This window comes from Priestia endophytica DSM 13796 (genome assembly GCF_900115845.1).
In the GTDB taxonomy this organism is placed as follows: domain Bacteria; phylum Bacillota; class Bacilli; order Bacillales; family Bacillaceae_H; genus Bacillus_I; species Bacillus_I endophytica.
This window is the reverse complement of sequence record NZ_FOXX01000004.1, coordinates 128113-145146: the sequence shown is the minus strand read 5'-3', so window position 1 is coordinate 145146 and position 17034 is coordinate 128113. Positions and strand designations below refer to the sequence as shown.

Here is a 17034-nt window from a genome sequence, read left to right as displayed (position 1 = left end):
ACTAACAGAGATGCATGAAAGGGGAAAAAGAGATGCCAGCTAAAACAGGAAAACAATATATTGAACGCGTTGATAAGGCAAAAGCAAACGTATGGATTAATGGAGAACAAGTAACAGGAAATGTATCTGAGCATCCAGCTTTTAAAGGAGTGATGAAAACACAGGCGGCGCTGTATGATATGCAGCATGACCGAGATAAAAAAGACTATATGACGTATATTTCACCAATGACAGGAAATCGAATTGGAACTTCGTTCATGCAGCCAAAAACAAAAGAAGATTTAAAAATGCGACGTAAAATGATGCAAGAATGGGCCAGATACAATAATGGAATGATGGGACGTTCTCCAGACTACATTAATGTTGGCATGATGGCATATGGAGCCGCTGCCGCTATGTTTGGAAAACAAGACGAAATGTATGCGAGAAACATGGAAAATTACCTTGAATATTGCCGGGAACAAGATTTGTCTTTAACCCATACTTTAATTAATCCTCAAGTAAATAGAGGAGTGAACACTGCCCAACTTCCTGATCCGTTCATCGCAGCGCGAATTAAAGAAAAGACGTCAGAAGGGGTCATCATTAAAGGAGCTCGTTTACTGGCTACCCAAGGTGGAATCACTGATGAAATTATGGTTTTTCCTTCTACATTATTGAAACAATCAGAAGAAGAAAATCCATATGCCTATGCATTTTCAATTCCTAATAATACGCCTGGGTTAAAATTCATTTGTCGTGAATCTTTTGATTATGGTAAATCAAATTTTGATCATCCATTAGGTTCACGTTTTGAAGAAATGGATACGATTGTTGTGTTTGATGATGTAGTCGTACCTTGGGATCGCGTGTTTTCTTTAGGAGACGTAGACACGTGTAATGAGGCTTATAATGCTAGCAATGCTGTTGTTCATATGACCCACCAAGTTGTATCTAAAAATATTGCTAAAACAGAGTTTATTCTTGGCACTCTTCAACTTATGGCAGAAACAATCAATATTGGACAGTATCAGCATATTCAAGAAAAAATTTCAGAAGTGATTATTGGACTCGAAACAATGAAAGCGTATGTAACAGCTTCAGAAGCTAATGCCAAAATGGACCAATGGGGCACAATGACGCCAGAGTTTGCGCCTTTAAATGTTGCTCGTCACTATTTTCCGAAATTGTATCCTCGCTTTACTGAAATTATGCAATTGATGGGAGCGAGCGGTTTGATGGCTATTCCGAATGAAGCAGATTTTCATTCCCCTATTCGCTCAGATCTCGATAAGTATCTTCAAGCTGCAAATGGAGACGCTTACAGCCGAGTGAAACTGTATCGTCTTGCATGGGATATATGTATAAGTGCATTTGGTTCACGTCAAACACTTTACGAACGTTTCTTCTTTGGCGATCCAGTTCGTATGGCAAGTGCCCTCTATAACGGATATGACAAGCAAGAGTATGTGGGTCGTGTAAAAGAATTTCTAAATCGCTCAGAAGAAGTTGTAGAAAGTAAATAAGGGTAAGAGGGGGATAAAGGTGATAAAATTTAATATTATTCGAATTGCAAGAACTGTACTTAACGTTAAAGATTTGAATCGTTCTAAAGATTTCTATGTAAAAGCTCTAGGAATGATTGAAACAGAAACTAAGGATGATTGTGTATATTTGAGAGGGCTTGAAGAGCATACTCATCACAGTTTAGTGTTGAAGAAATCTGAAAAGCTAGGGGTACAAGCACTTGGATATAAGGTCGAGAAAGAGGAAGATTTAGAGCGTATTGAAGAGCTCTTTAAGTCAAAAGGTTTAAAAACAAAATGGGTAGAAAAAGGGAAACAACATGCCCTTGGAAGAGCATTACATGTCCATGACATTTCAGGAATTCCACTTGAATTCTTTTGCGAAATTGAAAAAGCGGAACGATTAATCCAGCGCTATGATTTATACAGTGGTGCTCGTATTCAGCGTATTGATCATGTGAACTGTGCCGTTCCGGATGTTGAGAAAGCGTATGATTTTTTCATAAACGAACTTGGCTTTGCTTGTTCAGAATATACAACAACAGAAGAAGATCGTATTTGGGCTGCTTGGTTACATCGTAAGCAAACTGTGCATGATCAGGCATTTATGAATGGAGAAGGTCCAAGACTTCATCATTTTGCTTATTGGCTTCCAGATCCATTAGCTCTGATTCATTGTTGTGATGTTCTTGCTTCACTAGGATATGCTGAAAATATTGAAAGAGGACCAGCTCGTCATGGTTTATCTAATGCCTTCTTCCTTTACTTAAGAGATCCAGACGGCTATCGTATTGAACTCTACAATGGGGACTATTTGACAAGTGATAACGACTTTGAACCTGTGCGTTGGGACTTAAATGATCCTAGACGCCAAACATTCTGGGGAGCGAAAGCACCAGCTAGCTGGTTTAATGAAACGTCACCTTTTCTAGATATTGAAACAAATGAAGAAATCTCAACAAAACAACCAAACCTTGCCCAACGAAAACCAGAGTTTGTGATCTAAGAGGGAGGACTTGTAATGGATAATCGTACATTTCGAAATGCAATGGGGAAATTTGCTACAGGCGTTACGGTTATTACAACCGATATAGATGGAGAAGTTCATGGGATGACAGCAAATGCCTTTATGTCTGTTTCGCTTAACCCGCCTCTCATTTTGATTTCGATAGATGAAAAAGCAAAAATGCTCTCCAAAATTAAAAAATCAGGGTGTTTTTCCGTTAACATTCTATCCGAGGAACAGCAGGAAGTATCCATGTTGTTCGCAGGCCAATCAAGTGATAAAGAGAACGTTTCCTTTGAAAAGAGGAATGGAAATTCGGTTATAAAAGAGTCTTTAGCAAACATTATTTGTACTGTATATGGAAGCCAAGTAGCAGGCGATCATACGCTATTTATCGGAGAAGTTGAGGATGTTATCTTTCGTGATGGAAAACCACTTGCTTTTTACGAAGGAAAGTATAGTAGACTAACGACCCCACAGTTAACTTAAAAAGGAGAGAGGGCAGAATGGAAACCATTCATCTTCGCTACCCAATGGAAAAAACAACGGTTTGTAATCGGGAATCTTGTGTTTTAGCACTTGGTTTCTTTGATGGGATTCATGTCGGTCACCGAGCAATTTTAGAGAAGGCTAAACAGATAGCAAAGCAAAAGCAATTGAAGTTTGGCGTTATGACCTTTTTCCCCCATCCAAAAGACATTTTATTTCCGGAAAAGAAGCCAATGAAATATTTAACGCCACTAAAAGTAAAAGAAGAAGGTTTTAAAGAATTAGGGGTGGAGAAGTTATTTATTGTCGAGTTTACTCCAGACTTCTCTGCTCTCTCTCCTAAGGAATTTGTAGACGAATATATATGTAGTTTTAAATGTAAGCACGTTGTAGCAGGGTTTGATTACTGCTATGGAGCGAAAGGAAAAGGGAACATGGAAACAATGGTAGGGCATGGCGCGGGTAAATTCGAGGTGACCGTGATTTCGAAAGTGAAGCATCACTATGAAAAAATTAGTTCAACAGCTATTAGAGGGTTGCTTGCACATGGACGAGTGAGAGATATACCAAGCTACCTTGGGCGCCCTTATCAAGTTCAAGGAACACCTCTCTACTATTCCCATGTTGGTCAAAATAATATTTTTATGGAGATTCATGTTGATAGAGAGTACAGATTGCCTAAGCCAGGATTATATAAAGTGAAAGTAGAGGTTAATGATTCATCTTATGAGGGAGTCTGCCATCAAATGTTTATAAACAAAAATGGAGCTTCTTTATTAGTTCAAATGAAAAAATGTGATTGTAAAGAGGATTTTAAGTCCGTAAACATAAGTTGGCTCGATTTTATAAAAGGAGAGCCAAACAAACTGAATGATATGAACAAATATATACAAAGGGATGAGCTTGTTATTTAATCCAAAACAACCTTAAGAAAGGGGCTTAGACGTGGCAACGCAAACTAAATTAAGAAGAGAGTTATATATTAACGGAGTCTGGCAAGAAGCAGAGGAGTATAGACTTTTAAAATCTCCTTATTCTGATGAAGTAATTGCTGAAATTCCAGTAGTAAGCGAAAAAGAAATTGAGATGGCAATAGAAGCTGCTGATCGTGCAAGAGAGAAAATGGCGGCAATGCCAGCATATGAACGGGCTAGCATTCTAGAGAAAGTCGTTCAGTTGCTTAGAGAACGCCAAGAAGAGGCAGCCACAATTATTGCAAATGAAGCAGCAAAACCTATTACGGCAGCACGAGAGGAAATAAAGAGAACCATTCATACGTATAAATTTGCAGCTGAAGAAGCAAAACGGATTTATGGGGAAACTTTACCCCTTGACGCAGCTCCAGGAGGACAGAATCGAACTGCCTATACGGTAAAGAAGCCTATCGGCATTATTGGAGCTATTACTCCTTTTAACTTTCCGATGAACTTAGTTGCTCATAAGGTAGGACCCGCAATTGCTACTGGAAATACGGTTGTGCTCAAGCCTGCATCACAGACTCCTCTTTCCTCCTATTTTTTAGCAGATTTGTTTCATGAAGCAGGTCTCCCAGCAGGTGCTCTAAACATTATAACAGGCAGTGGCAAAACAGTTGGTGGTCAATTAGTAGAGGATCAGCGGATTGCTGCCATAACTTTCACAGGAAGTCCCAGTGTTGGACTTGGTATCCGTAATAAAGCAGGTCTAAAGCGTGTGACGCTTGAACTAGGTTCAAATGCGGCCGTTGTTATTGATCAAGGAGTCCCAATTAAAAAAGCAGCCTCTCGTTGTGTCAAAGGTGCATTTTCTTTTCAAGGACAAGTTTGTATTTCTCTTCAACGCATCTACGTTCATGAGAACATTTATGAAGAGTTTGTTGAAGAATTCGTAAAAGAAACGCGAAAGTTAAAGGTTGGAAATCCATTAGATGAAGAAACAGATGTGTCAGCTCTCATTTCTAAGAATGATATAAAGCGTACACTGAGCTGGTTAAAAGAGGCTAAGGAACAAGGTGCTGAAATCAGATTTGGGGGAGAAACCAAAAGAAATGCCTTACTCCCAACGATTGTTTTAAATGCCAAATCATTTTTAAAAGTTTCCTGTGAAGAAGTCTTTGCTCCAATTGTTGTGATAAATAAGGTGGCTTCAATGGAAGAAGCAGCAAAAGAAGTCAATCATTCTAAATATGGTTTACAGGCTGGGATTTATACAGAGAACATTCATACAGCTTTAAAGATGGCTGATAAGCTTCATGTTGGAGGCGTTCTTATTAATGATATCCCCACATTTCGTGTAGACCATATGCCTTACGGAGGGGTGAAAGAAAGCGGTACGGGAAGAGAAGGAATAAAATATGCAATGGAAGAAATGCTGGAATTAAAGCTAGTTATTTTTAATCAAGCCTAGTTTATAAAAACGGAAAGTAGAATTAAGGGAGGAAGTTAAGATGGAATTGAAGAAAGAAGCAGCGGAAACCCCTGTTTCGCTTAATTATAAAAGAATGGTAGTTTCATCTCCTTTTCAAAAATTAATAAAATCTAAAAAGAGATTCACGTTGTTCACTACCGTTTTTTTTCTCGCATTCTCGTTACTACTTCCTATATTAGCTTTTTATTCTGATATTCTAACAAAACCGCTCATTGAGCCTTTCTCATGGGGCTGGGCTTTTGCCTTTGCCCAGTTTTTCATGACATGGGGAGTTTGTCATTTATATATAAAGAAAGCAGCCCAATTTGATCAAATCGCAAAAGATGTGCTAGAAGCAGAAGAGAAGGAGATGGGGCGAGATGGACAGTAAAGTTATCGCACTTTTTCTCTTAGTTGTTTTTATCACTCTCTTGATCACCTTTTACACAGCTAGAAAAACGAAGGATGCTCGTTCTTTTTATACAGCTGGAGGTGGATTAAAAGGGTGGCAAAACGGTTTTGCTATTGCAGGAGACTTTATGTCTGCGTCTTCTTTTCTAGGTCTAATTGGCGCTATTGCCCTTTTTGGCTATGACGGCCTTTTTCTGATGTACGGAGCACTTGTATCTTATCTTGTCGTATTGTTGCTTGTTGCAGAACCACTGCGCAATTTAGGAAAGTATACGCTAGCTGACATGATTACAGAGCGCTTTCGATCTAAAAAAATAAGAGCAGTAACGGCTTTTAACGCATTAACGATATCTATCTTCTATATGCTAGCTCAACTAGTAGCGGCTGGAGCCTTATTTAAACTTTTATTAGATATCAACTATGAACTTTCCGTAATTATCGTAGGGATTGTTATGCTTACATTTGTTCTCTTCGGAGGTATGACCGCGACAAGTTGGGTACAAATTATAAAAGCTTTTCTTCTTTTGGGCGGGACGATTTTTATCTTTATCCTTGTCATGAGTAAGTTTGACTTTAATTTTATTCGTATATTCCAAGAAATGAAAACAGCCACACCACTTAAAGAAGCCTATTTAAATCCTGGGGCAAAGTATACAAATGGGCTTGATGCTATTTCACTAACGCTTGGTTTAGTTCTTGGCACAGCTGGTTTGCCTCACGTATTAAGCAGATTTTTGACTGTTCCAGATGCAAAAGTTGCTAGAAAGTCTGTTGTCTATTCCATGTGGATTATAGGCCTCTTTTATATTATGGTTATTTTCTTAGGATTTGCTGCTGCTAGATTTGTAGGAGTGGATACAATTATGGCGGCGAACTCTGCTGGAAATATGGCAGCTCCTTTATTAGCAGAAATGCTTGGAGGAGAAACGTTATTTGCTATTATCTCAGCTGTTGCATTTGCAACGATATTAGCCGTAGTGGCAGGCATTGTTATTACGGGAGCAACCGCTTTTTCACATGATTTTTATAATGAAATTCTAAAAAATGGAAAGGCAACACAAGGTCAACAAATGAAGATGGCTCGTATTGCCTCTATTGTAATTACCGTTCTTTCTATTATCCTAGCTTTATTTGTCCAAAATATGAATGTGGCTTTTTTAGCCTCGCTTGCTTTAACAGTAGGAGCTAGCTCTAATTTACCTGTTATTTTGTTTACAGTCTATTGGAAGCGTTTCAATATAAATGGTGCAATCACAGGAATTCTTGTTGGATTAATAGGAACACTTCTTTTAGTTTCATTAAGCCCAAGTATATGGAGTCCAATAAAAGGAGCCTCTCTATTTGTTGGAGAACCCTTATTTCCATTAACCTCTCCAGGAATTGTATCTATTCCACTTGGATTCTTAGGCGCTTATCTAGGTACCGTACTTTCTACAAGAAAGGAAACAGGGGATTTTGATGAAATTTTAGTGAAATCAAATACAGGAAACGATGTAAAAGGCGTAGATGTAAAAGGCGTAAATGATCATTAGAAACAAGCTATAAGATACTTTATGTGAGGAGTGACAAGATGAGTAACGTACAGATGAAAAGGCATGGAATTTCGTATACGGAAGAAACAGCAATAGATCCAAGCTATACAGGAACCAGTGCTATATTCGATCAAACAAAAGGGTTAGTTCTTGATGCTCCAACAAGTGGGACAATTTATGGAACATTACTAAATTATAAAGGTGCCCTAAGCTCATTAGGAGAGGCTATACATCAGGCTCCTTATAAAAAACCTCCAAAAGCTCCGATAATGTATATTAAACCAGCGAATACAGTGATTGGACACTGTATGCCTATTCCATGCCCCATAGATATAGATGAATTAGAAATAGGAGCATCACTTGGAATTGTCATAGGAAAACAGGCAACAAATGTCTCAATAAACGAAGCTTTGAATTATGTAGAAGGATTTACAATTGTAAACGATGTGAGTGTTCCTCATGAAAGTATATACCGACCAGCAATAAAGCAAAAAGCTCGCGACGGTTTTTGTCCTGTTGGTCCTTGGGTTGTGCAGAAGTGTGAAGTTAAAAATCCGGATCATTTAGGGATAAGAGTATATATCAATGGCGAATTAAAACAAGAAAATACAACAAGTAACCTCATTCGCCCAATCCAACATTTAATAGCGGATGTAACCGAATTTATGACATTGGCTAAAGGGGATGTCCTTCTTGTAGGGATTCCTGAAAATGCTCCAATAGCTAAAAAAGGGGATTATGTTCGAATTGAAATAGATCAAGTGGGTTTTTTGGAAAATCAAATTGTCGCTGAGGATGAAGTGAAGTTAGGAGGAAAGGTATGAAGAGAGCTCGTATAGCTTATAGTGGTGGGGTACATGATGCTGTTGAAGAAAACGGTTTACTACGTTTAAATGACGGACGGCTTGTGTCAGAAGACGAAGTTATTTGGTTGCCACCTGTTCAGCCTCGCACCGTTTTTGCTTTAGGTCTCAATTATGCGGACCACGCCAAAGAACTCGCGTTTAATGCTCCAGAAGAACCTCTTGTCTTTTTAAAAGGTCCTAACACATTTGTCGGACATAAAGCGGAAACACATCGTCCGGACGGTGTTGACTATATGCATTATGAATGTGAACTTGCAGTCGTAATAGGTCGAAAAACTAGAAATGTAAAGCGCGACGATGCCTATCATTATGTGGAAGGGTACACCATTGCTAATGATTATGCGATTCGCGATTATCTTGAAAACTATTATCGTCCGAATTTACGGGTGAAAAATCGGGATACATGTACGCCTATTGGACCATGGCTGACTGATAGAGAAGATATCAAAGATCCCATGAATCTACAAATACGTACTTATATTAACGATCAACTCACCCAAGAAGGAACAACGAAGGACATGATTTTTGACATTCCGGCATTGATTGAATACTTAAGCAGTTTTATGACTTTGGATAAGGGAGATATTATTTTAACAGGGACACCAGAGGGCCTTAAAGGGGTTAAAGCAAGGGATAAAGTAGTGACAGAAATTGAAGGGATTGGAAGATTAGAAAATATGATTGTTGGTGATTCTAAATTTAATAGAAAGAGTAAAGTGGATGTTAAGGAAAGTACTGTGAATCATAACTGATAGCCATTTATTTAGAGGAGGGAAAAGATGCCTCATTTTATTGTGGAGTACACAGATAATATAAAGGAAGAAACAGATATTCTAAAATTACTCGAGAAAGTGAATAGCACACTTATAGCGCAAAATGGTACCTTTCCTGTCGGAGGAATCCGTTCAAGAGCCGTGGAACTTAAACATTATAGGATAGCTGACGGAAAAGAAGATGATGCATTTGTACATGCTACTTTAAAGATTGGGGCTGGGCGCTCTTCATTGGAGAAAGATAAAGTATGTGATGAACTTTTTCAAGTGATGAAGGAACATTTCGCTTGTTTGTTTGAAAAAAGATACTTAGCCCTTTCAATGGAATTAATGGAGTTCAGTGAAGGGGGAACGTATAAACAAAATAATATACATGACCGCTTCAAGCAATTGTAATTTAAAACATAGACAAAAAAGCCGTACCATTCAAAATGGTGCGGCTTTTTTCACGTTTATATATAGAAAAACTTACTGAGCATTAGCTTTGGTAATAAACCTCTCCACTCTCTCTCGTACTTGAGGAACAGAAAGGCCTATAATCACCTGAATAGCTGTTCCTTTTCGAACAATGCCATGGGCACCACTGGCACGAAAAGTAGCGTCTGCTTGTACTTTTGTTTCATCAATAACGCTAACGCGCAAGCGGGTTGCGCAATTTGTTACATCTGCAATATTATCCGCTCCACCTAGCGCTTCGAGTACAAGCAGAGCTTGATTAGAATAAGCATCTGTAGGGGCAGCATCCTTATTTGAACCATGTTGTTTTTGAGCTTTATAATCCTTCTTCGTATAGAGTTTGGCATCGGTTCCATTTTCTTTTTCACGACCTGGTGTTGCTACATTCAGCTTTACAATTAAGTAACGGAACATAAAGAAGTAAATAGCGGTAAAGGAAAGACCAATCATCCATTGTGTTACATAGGTCATCCAATGATTATGAAAGAGTGGTATCCAGTTTTGAGTTGCCATTTCGATCATTCCCCCGCCCATGTTTCCTACAATACCAAAGGCATACATAGTAGCTGCCATTATCCCTGCTAAAAAAGCATGTACAATAAATAGAACGGGAGAAATGAAGAGGAAAGTAAATTCAATAGGTTCTGTTATACCGGCAACAACAGCCGTTAAGGTAGCTGGTATCAGTAACCCAGCAACTACCTTCTTTTTCTCTGGTTTTGCCGTTGCATAGATAGCCAACGCAATTCCCAAAACACCAAATATCTTTGAATTCCCATGAAGAGCGAATCCTCCTTGAGGAAAGAGTTCTTTCAATGATAACGCACTAGAAGCATATTGGTTTAGATGTTCTATCCAATACGTGTTAATCCCACCGTTTACTATAGCTGGTCCATAAATAAATGGAGTATACACAAAGTGATGTAAGCCAGTCGGAATTAAAGCTCGTTCCAAGAACGTGTACAAACCTACTCCAAAAACGCCTGAAGATACGAGAATACCTTGTAAAGATGCTATGCCTCCCTGAATAATGGGCCAAATAAATGTAACAATAAATGCAAGTGGAAGCATTACAAAAAATGAGATAAAAAAAACATAAGTAGAGCCTTGGAAGATTCCTAGAAAATCGGGCAGTTTTTTATCAAAATAACGATTATGAATATAAACAACAATACAACTGACTAAAATAGATCCTATAATACTTGTATCTAATGTTTTAATACCGGCTATTTCCGTTAGTCCGCTTACACCACCAATATCGGCATTCATATCGACACGGAATTTGTTTCCCCAAAGGGTCAGGATAGCGCTTACAAAATAATTAAATGTTAAGTATACAACAAGTGATTCCATGCAGGCTCTGGCTTGAGCTGTTTTTGCTAAGGCGATTGGGATTCCGATGGCGAATAAAATTGGCATTTGTCTAAATACCGTCCATCCACCTTCTTGAATGATATAACTAAACTTATACAAAAGACCATCGGGATCTGCAAGATTACCCATTATCTGAGGGTTTTGAAGTAAAATAGTTAGCCCAACTACTATACCTGCGAAAGAAAAAAGCATAACGGGTACATACATTGCTCCACCGAAGCGTTGAACCGCTTTCATCATAAAATAAAACCTCCTCATTCATATAACGAAAAATAATTCCTTAATGCTTAAAAATCATAGGAAACAGATAAGGTCTTGCTTTCTCAATGATATTTTGATTACATACGATTTCCTCCTCCATAGTAGGGAACGTTTTCCTTATTTTCACACATATATTTTCCTTTCAGCAATAATTCGAAAGCAAACTGGTCACAATCACTATTATTGTGATTTTTCACAGAGGGTGAGAATTTTCTCTTCTTTATAACTAAAGGGAGAGAAGTGATATGGAGAAAGACATTAGAAAAGAAAGACTCTTATTCTACTAAGCATTTCACAACTATGAATGGTCTGTTGATGCCTTTCAAATTGTAGAGTTCATGGAGTAACTCTATCGTTGGTGGGAAAATTCCTAGAAGATGAGAAAAAGAACAAAAACTGTGATTAGGACCATATTGCTTGTGATTTATTGTTACTGTTTTTTAGATATGCTATAAAGATAATGCAAGCGGTGAGAATATTGAACAGAAGATATATGAAGAAAACTTTAATGGGTATTACAAGGGGTGAAGTACTTATAAAACAGAAATCCTATTCCTGTTTCCTAGAACAGATCATGAAAAAATGCATGTAATCCCGGAGCATATTTTAAAATCTATGTTAATGAATATAGGTAAATAAAAGATATAAAAATCACTAACACTTCTCGTTCTCTTGGTTTTATGTCCTCTCCTTTACGTATTAAAGAATGTGATAGAATATAAAAAACTGAGGAGGGCACAAAAACGATGAAGTTAGAAGAGTTAATTAACAAATATTATAATCAATTACATGAAAATGATTTTCATATCTTAAAGTACGTTCTAAATCATAAAAGTTCATGCTATGAGCTAGGAATCAACAGTTTAGCGGATAAATGTAATGTTTCTCGTTCATCGATTCTCCGTTTAGCCCAAAAACTAGGTTTTAGTGGTTATAGTGAATTTCGTGTTTTTTTAAAATGGGAAGACCAAGAAGGACCGAGTGAACAAGTAAGCAGTGTGGAAGTATTGAGCACAGACATACAAGAAACTCTAAAATATACGAAAACCAAAAATTTTCATGAGATATGTGGGCTAATAGAGCAATCTGAACGGATATTTGTTTATGGAACTGGGGATTTACAGTTGAATTGTGCATATGAACTGCAAAGAATGTTTCGTGCTATGCAACGCTATTTACATGTTATACGAGTTCATTCAGAGTTTGAGATGATCATCAGAGACGTAACGGTTCGGGACGTTGTGATTATTATCTCATTATCAGGTGATACACCGATAATGGTTCCTACAGTACGATCGATCGTTTCAAAAGGAATTCCCTTCATTTCTATAACAAATTTAAGAAATAATGTGTTAGCCAGAATGACTCCTTTCAACTTATATGCTAATTGCTCAGAAACTAAGTTAGATGATGGCACTACAGTTCCGACATTTTCCACCCTTTTTATTGTTGGGGAAACATTGTTTCGAAAGTATGTAGAGTATCGACAACATATTGAAGTGTCTCAAAAAGAAGAATCCTAATAAGCTATAACAAAAAGAAGAAATCTATCAAAATATACAAATTCCTATTCCCTTTGATAAGGAGTACGGCTATCTAAATTGCAATCTATTTTCTATATAGTGATTATCATTATTTAGGTACTATACATATATTTTTTGGAATGAATGAATTGTCTTTCACCACATGTATTAAAGAACTATTCTAAAACATAGGAGCTGACATAAATGTTTAAAAATTTATTTCAAAAGAAAGTAAAAACTCAAACAGAAGAAATATATTCTCCTCTTACTGGAGAGATTATTTCATTAGCGGAAGTGCCTGATCCTGTTTTTTCAAATAAAATGATGGGAGATGGTATCGCAATCATACCGAAAGAAGGAAAGCTTTTGTCCCCAGTGGAGGGGGAGATCGTTCAAGTTTTCCCTACTAAACACGCGATAGGAATTAAGTCTGTGAGAGGCTTAGAAATTCTCATTCATGTTGGATTAGAGACTGTTGACCTTAAAGGAGAAGGATTTGAAACATTTGTAGAAGAAGGACAATCTGTAAAAGCAGGCGATGTATTATCAACCTTTGATATCCCTTTCTTAGAAAGTAAGAATAAAGAGATTGTTACTCCTATTATTATTACAAATACCCTAGACAAATTAGATAATATGGAGCAATTCTCTACCTCAGAGGTGTCAAGACAAGAATTAATTTTAAAGTGTAATTTAAAATAACTTATGCTGAGTAGTCGAACGGCTAAAAACCAAATACATTTTGTTTTAATAGATAGGGTGTAGCCTTGTTACCTAAGGCCTTTAGTTGCTGTAAATAAGGCTATAGATCTTTTTAAAAAAAGGGGGAGAGAATCCTCCTTTTTGATTGCTGCAATCAGAGAGTCTTTTCATTCAACGTGTACTTTGATCAAATCCCTAAAGTCGGTCGGAGGTATAAAGTAAATGAAAATCCTAACTTTAAACTGTCATTCCTGGCAGGAGGAAAATCAAATAGAGAAAATAAAGTATTTAGCACAAATCATTCAGGAAAAATCATATGATGTTATCTCACTACAAGAGGTAAGTCAGTCTATTGATAAACTATATATATACGACAATATTAGAGAAAACAATTTTGCATTCGTATTGTTACAGGAACTTAAAAAGTTAGGTAGTACTGAATACTCGTTTGTTTGGGATCTTGCTCATATCGCTTATGAAACATACGAAGAAGGAGTGGCTATCTTAACAAAGCATCCCATGATAGAGAAACATTCATTCTTTGTTTCTAAGGGAACAGACGTGATTAACCATTGGAAAACACGAAAAATTGTCGGTGCTACAATTACATACAATAACAACCCGATTTCCTTTTACTCATGTCATATGGGGTGGTGGCATGATGAAGAGGAACCATTTAAAAATCAAGCAGATAACCTTCTTCAACATGTAAATAAGGATGAAACATTCTTTCTGATGGGAGACTTTAACAACAATGCTTTTCTTAAAGGAGAAGGCTATGAATACTTGCTAACTCACGGTCTTTATGACACGTACCATCTTGCAGAGAAAAAGGATGAAGGAATTACAGTGAAAGGGAAAATTGCAGGTTGGAGTGACAACAAGGAAGACTTGAGATTGGATTTAATTTTAACAAATAAGCCTGTTCAGGTAGAATATTCAAATGTAATCTTTAATGATAAGAACAAATTAGTTGTATCTGATCACTTTGGTGTGGAAACTAAGATGCTTAAATTATAGAAATAAGAGAAGCTTTTTTATAGAAACGTTGTTTGAGCATAATAGCTAGTAGTTACGATATTATATATTGTCATTTAAGTAATAGCTTATAACCTATTTTTGATAACACAGTGTTCTAAAAGTTAACTATTCTAAAATAAAAACAATTAAAAAGAACACAATTAAATAACAAAAAACCTTGTAAATTCAAAAGGGAGCGGAGAATTCACATAGCCTTCTCTAACAATTTCCGCTCTCTTTTACCAAAAATAACCTGTTAAAAAGCTTAAATAATTTTTAAGCTTTTTTGGTTTGTTACCACATTATTGATGGAGCGGTGTTCATCATTCCATAAAAACTCAATATAGTAAGATTATGATATAGAGGGGAACAAGGTGATAAAATGAGGAATTTGACAACTAAAGAGACAAATTAGTTTAATTCAGTCTTTCTTCCACTTATGTTACACTTAACCTTCAAAAGGTGGTTTTAGTTATGCAACAATTACAATTTGAAACGTCTTGGGATAAAGCATTAGCTAATCAGGACCGAGAAAATATTGAAAGAATCTTTAATGAAACAAAACATCTAAACAGCTCCACCATTTTTTGCTCTCCTATACGAGAAGCAATTAACCATAAGGAAGCTCTATTAGTATCTGTATTGGTCCATAATGGTACGGACCGTCTTTTAACATTTATTAATGCAAGGTTACTTTACAGCATAAGGGGAGAAGTCATCGCAGACAAGGTGTTTACTCTACCTGCGCTTACTATTCGACCCGGAGTGAGTATGCCTTGGACCTTTATATTTCCAAAGGACAGTTATACACCGCAGATCGCTTTTGAAAATGGGCAATTAGAAATACTTTAAAGCCGTTTTGAAAATCTTTCTTTTCATATTGGCTTTTTTCTCAAAAGGATAGAGGATTATCAAGAGGGAATTATAACCTAACATAAATAAAAAGGATGCTGATGAACAGTATCCTTTTTATTTATGTAGATTCACGTCGCTAGTTTAGGTGCAAAGACTATCTCCATTCAAAATTGTAATTCTGCTCATATTTCGGTTGCATAAGAAAATGTGTAAACCGGAAACAGAGAGTCATTTTATAACGTGGAATACCGCTAAAGTAAAAGGAGGAAGATGAAGCGAATTTTAAATTACAATATTATCTATATGTATAAACTGTATAGATGGGGAATAAAACCATACCGCTAGTTAAAGAAAATACATATGTGGTGGACCTTTTGAGGTAGTGGTTACTTATGTAAAAATGATAGCAAGGGGGAAAAGGAAGTGTTTAATGATTTTAAGCTTACGGATAATCGTCCGGTTTATATTCAATTAAAGGATTACTTTAAAAAAATGATTATGAAAGGACATCTATTGGAGGACCAGAAACTTCCATCTACCCGAGAACTTAGTAAATTATTATCGGTCAGTAGAAATACTGTTCTCACTGCTTACGCGGACTTAGAACAAGAAGGCCTAATCTATGCAATAAAGGGAAAAGGAAATTTTGTGGGGAAAGTCGATGTATCCAAAACACCATCTATAAAACTAGACTGGAAAGAAAAGCTCAATACCGCTACCTTGCTAGCGGATGAATTAGATTTAATGAAACATGGTGTTCGCTGGGAAAAAGGCATGATTTCATTCAATAGCATTGCTCCAGACGAAAAGCTTTTTGATGTTGAAAACTTTAAAAGGGCTTTTCTCACTCGGATGTCAATTGAAGGAGATATTGTTTTGAACTACGGATATGCAAAAGGTTACAAACCCCTAATAAATTACCTTCTACACTATATGGAAATGAAAGGGATAGATATTTCCAACAAGGATATTCTTATCACAAATGGCTTCACTGAGGGGCTGGATATCCTATTGTCTTCTCTAACTAAAAAATCAGGACGTATTATATGTGAAAATCCTACTCATCATACCGCATTAAAACTTTTTCGATTACATGGACTTGAGGTCCACGGGATAGACATGAAGGATGATGGTATCGATATTGATCAAGTTGAGAAAAGCTTATCTCAAGCGGATTTTGATTTTGCATATTTAATTCCGTCCTATCATAATCCGACCGGGATTGTGACCTCCTCTGAAAAAAGGACCAAAATCATGAAACTCTTTTCAAAATATCAAATTCCTATTATAGAAGATGGTTTTAATGAGGAGTTACGTTACTCAGGTTCCCATCTAGCACCTTTATTGACTTTCGCAGGATCTGGAAACAACGTTATTTATATCAGCAGCTTTTCAAAAATTCTTTTTCCAGGCTTACGTGTTGGTTGGATTTTAGCAGATAAAGAATTAATTCACTGGCTGGAGAGTATGAAAAGGGCACGGACTATTCACACCTCCACACTGGATCAGGCAGTGCTTTTTCAATATTTGCATGATGGCTATTTTGAAAAATATTTAAAAAAGGCCAAATCTGTTTATAAGAAAAAATATGAGCTATCCCTTCAAGCTTGTAATCAATACATTCCATTAAAGAGAATAACTGGGGACGGGGGGCTTCATCTTTTTATAGAGTTAGAAAAAGGAATTAATGCTCGTACACTTTTGAAAAATTGTTATGAAAAGGGAGTGGTTTTTTCTCCTGGGGATGTTTTTTACACGGATGGAAGAGGAAGTAATACGTTTCGATTGGGATTCTCTAGATTGAACGAAGAAGATATTATCCAGGGAATTAGAATAATTGGTGATACATTGAAAATGAAAATGGGGAGTTGAAAAA

Annotated in this window: 16 protein-coding genes; 15 read left to right on the top strand and 1 reads right to left on the bottom strand. The window is 36.7% G+C overall.

Going from position 1 to position 17034, the window contains the following annotated elements:
- Nucleotides 1-32: 32 nt before the first annotated feature.
- From hpaB to BM012_RS09670, 10 genes are read left to right on the top strand one after another with little or no spacing between them, the layout of a single operon-like run.
- On the top strand, nt 33-1505 hold the full coding sequence (gene hpaB, locus BM012_RS09715) for a 4-hydroxyphenylacetate 3-monooxygenase, oxygenase component (RefSeq protein WP_061804295.1): 1473 nt from the start codon (nt 33-35) through the stop codon (nt 1503-1505).
- A gap of 22 nt (nt 1506-1527) precedes the next feature.
- Nucleotides 1528-2511 carry a 3,4-dihydroxyphenylacetate 2,3-dioxygenase gene (gene hpaD, locus BM012_RS09710; protein ID WP_061804443.1) on the top strand — a complete coding sequence of 328 codons (984 nt, stop codon included), beginning with the start codon at nt 1528-1530 and terminating at the stop codon, nt 2509-2511.
- 15 nt (nt 2512-2526) lie between these two features.
- Nucleotides 2527-3000 carry a flavin reductase family protein gene (locus tag BM012_RS09705; RefSeq protein ID WP_061804296.1) on the top strand — a complete coding sequence of 158 codons (474 nt, stop codon included), beginning with the start codon at nt 2527-2529 and terminating at the stop codon, nt 2998-3000.
- Nucleotides 3001-3017: 17 nt separating this feature from the next.
- Nucleotides 3018-3914, top strand: a complete 897-nt coding sequence (locus BM012_RS09700; RefSeq protein WP_061804297.1) for a hypothetical protein — start codon at nt 3018-3020, stop codon at nt 3912-3914.
- Between the two features lie 31 nt (nt 3915-3945).
- Nucleotides 3946-5385 (top strand): aldehyde dehydrogenase family protein, encoded by a 1440-nt coding sequence (locus BM012_RS09695; RefSeq protein WP_061804298.1) that lies wholly within the window; start codon nt 3946-3948, stop codon nt 5383-5385.
- A 40-nt stretch (nt 5386-5425) separates the two neighbouring features.
- A complete protein-coding gene (locus BM012_RS09690) occupies nt 5426-5776 on the top strand; it encodes a DUF485 domain-containing protein (protein WP_061804299.1) in 351 nt (116 codons plus the stop codon).
- On the top strand, nt 5766-7328 hold the full coding sequence (locus BM012_RS09685) for a solute symporter family protein (protein ID WP_061804300.1): 1563 nt from the start codon (nt 5766-5768) through the stop codon (nt 7326-7328). The genes BM012_RS09690 and BM012_RS09685 overlap by 11 nt, the downstream gene beginning before the upstream one ends.
- A gap of 38 nt (nt 7329-7366) precedes the next feature.
- Complete coding sequence (locus BM012_RS09680) at nt 7367-8152, top strand: fumarylacetoacetate hydrolase family protein (RefSeq protein ID WP_061804301.1); 786 nt, start codon at nt 7367-7369, stop codon at nt 8150-8152.
- Complete coding sequence (locus BM012_RS09675; RefSeq protein WP_061804302.1) at nt 8149-8946, top strand: fumarylacetoacetate hydrolase family protein; 798 nt, start codon at nt 8149-8151, stop codon at nt 8944-8946. The genes BM012_RS09680 and BM012_RS09675 overlap by 4 nt, the downstream gene beginning before the upstream one ends.
- A gap of 27 nt (nt 8947-8973) precedes the next feature.
- The gene (locus tag BM012_RS09670; protein ID WP_061804303.1) at nt 8974-9363 is read left to right on the top strand and encodes a 5-carboxymethyl-2-hydroxymuconate Delta-isomerase; all 390 of its coding nucleotides are present in this window, start codon (nt 8974-8976) and stop codon (nt 9361-9363) included.
- 72 nt (nt 9364-9435) lie between these two features.
- Here the strand turns inward: BM012_RS09670 and BM012_RS09665 are convergent, their stop codons facing one another.
- On the bottom strand, nt 9436-11037 hold the full coding sequence (locus tag BM012_RS09665) for an alpha-glucoside-specific PTS transporter subunit IIBC (protein WP_061804304.1): 1602 nt from the start codon (nt 11035-11037) through the stop codon (nt 9436-9438).
- A gap of 767 nt (nt 11038-11804) precedes the next feature.
- On the opposite strand from BM012_RS09665, the gene BM012_RS09660 reads away from it, so the two are divergent.
- The 5 genes from BM012_RS09660 to pdxR all read left to right on the top strand — a co-directional run bounded on the left by BM012_RS09660 (nt 11805) and on the right by pdxR (nt 17030).
- Nucleotides 11805-12581, top strand: a complete 777-nt coding sequence (locus tag BM012_RS09660) for a MurR/RpiR family transcriptional regulator (RefSeq protein WP_061804305.1) — start codon at nt 11805-11807, stop codon at nt 12579-12581.
- Between the two features lie 204 nt (nt 12582-12785).
- Nucleotides 12786-13283 carry a PTS sugar transporter subunit IIA gene (locus BM012_RS09655; protein WP_061804306.1) on the top strand — a complete coding sequence of 166 codons (498 nt, stop codon included), beginning with the start codon at nt 12786-12788 and terminating at the stop codon, nt 13281-13283.
- Nucleotides 13284-13505: 222 nt separating this feature from the next.
- On the top strand, nt 13506-14303 hold the full coding sequence (locus BM012_RS09650; protein WP_061804307.1) for an endonuclease/exonuclease/phosphatase family protein: 798 nt from the start codon (nt 13506-13508) through the stop codon (nt 14301-14303).
- Nucleotides 14304-14777: 474 nt separating this feature from the next.
- Entirely contained in the window at nt 14778-15155 is a 378-nt protein-coding gene (locus BM012_RS09645) for an SLAP domain-containing protein (RefSeq protein WP_061804308.1), read from the top strand.
- A gap of 426 nt (nt 15156-15581) precedes the next feature.
- Nucleotides 15582-17030 carry a MocR-like pyridoxine biosynthesis transcription factor PdxR gene (gene pdxR / locus BM012_RS09640; protein WP_061804309.1) on the top strand — a complete coding sequence of 483 codons (1449 nt, stop codon included), beginning with the start codon at nt 15582-15584 and terminating at the stop codon, nt 17028-17030.
- Nucleotides 17031-17034: the final 4 nt, after the last annotated feature.